The organism is Microbispora sp. GKU 823 (assembly GCF_002027145.1).
Classification (GTDB): Bacteria; Actinomycetota; Actinomycetes; order Streptosporangiales; family Streptosporangiaceae; genus Microbispora; species Microbispora siamensis.
In genome coordinates, this window is record NZ_MWJN01000208.1 from 1 (window position 1) to 4,315 (window position 4,315).

The window sequence follows — 4,315 nt, forward strand, 5'->3', positions numbered from 1 at the left end:
GCCGCCCCTGCCACCCCCGGACCCCGGCCCCCGTGTCGCCGTCATCGCGCACCGCAAGAAGACCGTCGGCGGCGGCCTCGACGAGCTCCGCAAGCTCATCACCGGCTACGACGTCGAGGACCTGCTCTGGTACGAGGTCCCCAAGAGCAAGAAGGCCCCCAAGAAGGTCCGCCAGGCCCTCAAGGACGGCGCGGACCTGTTCTTCCTCTGGGGCGGCGACGGCACCGTGCAACGCTGCGTCGACGCCCTCGCCGGCAGCGACGCCACCGTCGCCATCGTCCCCGCAGGGACCGCCAACCTCCTGGCCCGCAACCTCGGCATCCCCGAAGACCTCCCCGAGGCCGTACGGATCGGCTTCGAGGGCCGCCGCGCCAAACTCGACCTCGGCAAGATCAACGGCGAGCACTTCGCGGTCATGGCAGGCGTCGGCTTCGACGCCGAGATGATCGCCGACGCCGACCGCGGCCTCAAGGACCGCCTCGGCCGCTTCGCCTACATCTGGACCGGCCTGCGCCACGTCGGCGGCGCCGTCACCCCCATGAAAATCAAAATCGACGACAACGACTGGTTCGAAGGCGACGCCAGCTGCGTACTCGTCGGCAACGTCGGCACCGTCACCGGCGGCATCGACGTCTTCGAAGACGCCCGCTACGACGACGGCTGGCTCGAAGTCGGCGTCTCCACCGCAGAAGGCCCCATCCAATGGGCCCGCACCCTCGGCCGCATGAGCGCAGGCGACGCCGAGAAATCCCCCTTCGTCCGCATCACCCGCGCCAGGAAGGTATCGGTCAAACTCCGCACCCCCATGGCGTACGAACTGGACGGGGGAGCCCGCGACCGGGTCAAGCGCATCACCGTCAAAGTCGTGCCCCAGGCCGTCACCGTCTGCCTGCCCGACACCACCTCCTGACCGGCGACGTCAGCCGAACCGGCCGGGCCCCTCGGACGGCTTCACCCGTCCGCACCACCTACGCGGGCCGTACGTTGTGGTTGCGGGCGAACAGATTGCCGGGGTCCCACCGGCGCTTGACCGCCGCGAGCCGCCGGTAGGTCGGCGCCGGATAGACGGCGGCGACATCCTCCTCACCGGCGGAAGCGAGGAAGTTGGCGTAAGCGCCGCTGACGTGAGGCGCGAGCCTGCTCCAGATCGTCTCCAGAGCGGGCCGAGCGGACTGGATGACCGGCATCGGCCCCGCGACGGTGGTCACGACCAGCAACTCCGCCTGGCGATGCGCGTACGCGGTGGCGTCCTGCGGCACTCGGGACACCGCGCCGCCAACACTGCGAACGGCGATGAACGGCGCCCCCTCCGCCGCCCCGGCCTCGGCAAGGATCCGAAGGACCTCGGGCACCGACTCCTCGCCGACGAACGCGCTCCGCGTGACCAGACGAATGCCCGGCGGCGCGACGGCGCCGTCCACGAGCGTGTCGGCGTAGGGCTTCAACGCGACATCGTCGCCGATCACCGTGCCGAGCCGGCGGATCGGATCGACGGCCCGGGCCGCGAGCCGCGGGTCATCGCCGTCGAAGGCGACCTGGATCTCGATCGGCGCCTGGGGGCCGCCGGCGAAGGGATCGGCGAGGTTGGCGATGCTCGTGAGCTCTTCGGGGGCGGTGCGGAGGTGGTCCGCCCACCCCTGGAGCACGGTGGCCGCCTCCGACGCCGGGAAGGCGATCCTACCGAAGAAGACGTCCGTCGTCGGGTGGGCCGCGAACGTGAAGGCGGTCACGATGCCGAAATTGCCCCCTCCACCGCGAATCGCCCAGAACAGCTCGGGGTTCTCCTCCGCATTCGCATGCACGACCCGTCCGTCCGCGGTGACCACCTCGGCCGCGACCACGTTGTCCAACGCGAGGCCGTACTTCCTGACCTTCCAGCCGATGCCGCCGGACAACGTCAGCCCACCGACCCCGACGCTCCTGGTGTCGCCCGAAGAGATCGCCAGCCCATGCGGGGCCAGGACGGAGGCAACCTGTCCCCAGGTGGCGCCGCCGCCGATCCGTACGAGATGACGCTCCTTGTCGACGACCTCGACGTTCGCGAGCCCGCTGAGGTCGATCACGACGCCGTCGTCGTTGGTGCCGAAGCCCGCGAAGGCATGGCCGCCGCCTCGCACCGACAGCACGAGCCCTGCGGCGGCGGCGAAACCGACACCTGCTCGCACATCCCCGACGCTCCTGGGCCGTAGAACATAAGCCGGACTGCCCGAGGCCAGCACCGAGCGACACGCCGACGCGTACTCCGGCGCTCCCGGTTCGACGATGTCGCCGCCGAAGTCACGGCGAAGGATTTCAAGCGCTGAGTTCATGACGTTCCTCTCAGTTCGCCATGCCGGCGAACATGCCGGGCTCGTAGGAGCCCCCCGGGTTACGCACGATCACGTTGAGCCGGTTGCTGGCGTTGATCATGGCGATCAGGGAGACCAGCGCGACGATCTGGTCGTCGTCGTAGTGCTTGCGCACCTCGGCCCAGGTCTGGTCGGACACACCCCGGTGGGCGTCGGCGATCCGGGTGCCCTCCTCCGTGAGCGCCAGCGCGGCCCGCTCCGCCTCGGTGAACACCGTGGACTCGCGCCAGGCGGCCACCAAGTGCAGCCGGACCGCGCTCTCCCCGGCGGCCGCGGCGTCCTTGGTGTGGTAATCGACGCAGAAACCGCAGCCGTTGATCTGGCTCGCGCGCAGCATCACCAGGTCCTGAGTGGCCTGGGGGAGCGGCGACTGCTGGATCGCCACAGCGACGCCGTAGATCCGCTTGGCGATCCTGGCACCGAGCTCGTTGGCCATCAGGTCGATACGGGGTTCCATGACGTGGTCCTCCACTCGTGACATCGCGGTGCCGCGCCGATCACCGGCGCGGCGTCCTGACGAGCAAGAGATCCCGGCGGCCCGCCCCCTGTGACAACGGAATCGTGTGACGTACGCCACCGGCCGCGGGTGTCACAAAGCGATAGGGACCGGGATCGTATGCACAGCACGGTCGAGAACCCACAGACAGGAACCGGCGAATGAGCGAGAGACACACGGACACGGCCGAGCCGCTCGCCGGCGGCCGGATGGATTCCGTCGAGGATCCGGCCACGGAGGCGTTCGTCGCCCACCGCAACCTGTTGTTCACCGTCGCCTACGAGATGCTCGGCTCGGCCGCCGACGCCGAGGACGTCCTGCAGGAGACCTGGCTGCGATGGGCGGGCGTCGACCTCGAAACGGTGCGGGACCAACGCGCCTACCTGGTCCGGATCACCACCCGCCAGGCGCTGAAACGACTCCGTACGCTCGGCCGGCGCAGGGAGTCGTACGTCGGGCCGTGGCTGCCCGAGCCGTTGCTGACCGCGCCGGACGTGGCCGAGGACGTGGAGCTGGCCGACAGCGTCTCGACGGCGATGCTGCTGGTGCTGGAGACGCTCACGCCCACCGAGCGGGCGGTGTTCGTCCTGCGCGAGGTGTTCGACCTGGACTACGACGAGATCGCCGAGGCCGTCGGCAAGAGCCAGGCCGCCGTACGCCAGATCGCCCACCGCGCCCGCTCACACGTCGCCGCCCGACGCCCACGCGAGACCGTCTCCCCGGCCGAGACCCGCGACGCCCTCCAGGCCTTCCAACAGGCGGTCGAGACCGGCGACCTGCAACGCCTGCTCGACATCCTCGCCCCCGACGTCGTTTTCCTCGCAGACGGCGGCGGACTCAAGCAGGCCGCGCTGGCACCCCTCGTGGGAGCCGACCAGGTGGCCCACGTACTCAGCAGGATCACCCCCGGGGCCTCGCTGGAGCCGGCACAGGTCAACGGCCACCCGGCACTGATCGTCCGGATCGACGCCGACATCGACACCGTCATCACCGTCCGCATCGACGACGGCCTCATCACCGGGCTCTACGCCGTACGCAACCCCGAGAAGCTGTCACACATGGAGCGGGAGACCACCGTGAGCCGCTGACCCACGACTCCGGCAAGAAGCAGTCGGACCAGGCTGTGACGGGCATCACAGCGATTCATGCCGAACCCCGCAGCACGGCACAGTACCCACAGACGATGGACGACACGGACCTCCGGCTGCTGCGACTGGTCGCCACCGGTGACGAGCATGCCTTCGAACGGCTCTACACCCGGCACGCCCACGCCCTGCTCGCCTACGCCGAAGGACTGCTCCGCGACCGCGGCACCGCCGAGGAGGCCCTGCAGGAGACGTTCATCGCCGTCTGGCGCTCGGCCGGATCCTACGAAGGCCGCTCCACCGTCCGCACCTGGCTGTACGGCATCTGCCGCCGCCAAGCGCTCAAACGCATGAACGGCGGCCGCCCCGCCCCCCGCCCCCTGGAC

General features: G+C 69.9%; 5 protein-coding genes. 3 read left to right on the forward strand and 2 right to left on the reverse strand.

All coding sequences use genetic code 11. The annotated features are described in order from the left end of the window. A partial coding sequence (locus B1L11_RS44035) for a diacylglycerol kinase family protein (protein WP_306291789.1) occupies positions 1 to 910 on the forward strand: 910 nt, incomplete at its 5' end. A gap of 58 nt (positions 911 to 968) precedes the next feature. Here the strand turns inward: B1L11_RS44035 and B1L11_RS44040 are convergent. Next, positions 969 to 2,309, reverse strand: coding sequence for an FAD-binding oxidoreductase (locus B1L11_RS44040; RefSeq protein ID WP_079321070.1), 1,341 nt, complete (start codon positions 2,307 to 2,309; stop codon positions 969 to 971). A 10-nt stretch (positions 2,310 to 2,319) separates the two neighbouring features. After that, positions 2,320 to 2,805, reverse strand: a complete 486-nt coding sequence (locus B1L11_RS44045) for a carboxymuconolactone decarboxylase family protein (protein ID WP_079321073.1) — start codon at positions 2,803 to 2,805, stop codon at positions 2,320 to 2,322. A gap of 200 nt (positions 2,806 to 3,005) precedes the next feature. Here B1L11_RS44045 and B1L11_RS44050 point away from each other — a divergent pair, with 200 nt between their 5' ends. Both B1L11_RS44050 and B1L11_RS44055 read left to right on the forward strand, forming a co-directional pair. Continuing rightward, positions 3,006 to 3,932: an RNA polymerase sigma-70 factor gene (locus B1L11_RS44050; protein WP_079321071.1), complete on the forward strand. Its 927-nt coding sequence runs from the start codon at positions 3,006 to 3,008 to the stop codon at positions 3,930 to 3,932. Positions 3,933 to 4,027: 95 nt separating this feature from the next. Continuing rightward, the coding region (locus tag B1L11_RS44055) for an RNA polymerase sigma factor (RefSeq protein WP_306291790.1) at positions 4,028 to 4,315 on the forward strand (288 nt) is incomplete at its 3' end.

Excerpts from the sequence above, each read along its gene's own strand:
- B1L11_RS44045 (WP_079321073.1), bottom strand. The coding sequence starts at position 2,805 with ATGGAACCCCGTATCGACCTGATGGCCAACGAGCTCGGTGCCAGGATC.
- B1L11_RS44050 (WP_079321071.1), top strand. The coding sequence starts at position 3,006 with ATGAGCGAGAGACACACGGACACGGCCGAGCCGCTCGCCGGCGGCCGG.
- B1L11_RS44040 (WP_079321070.1), bottom strand. The coding sequence starts at position 2,309 with ATGAACTCAGCGCTTGAAATCCTTCGCCGTGACTTCGGCGGCGACATC.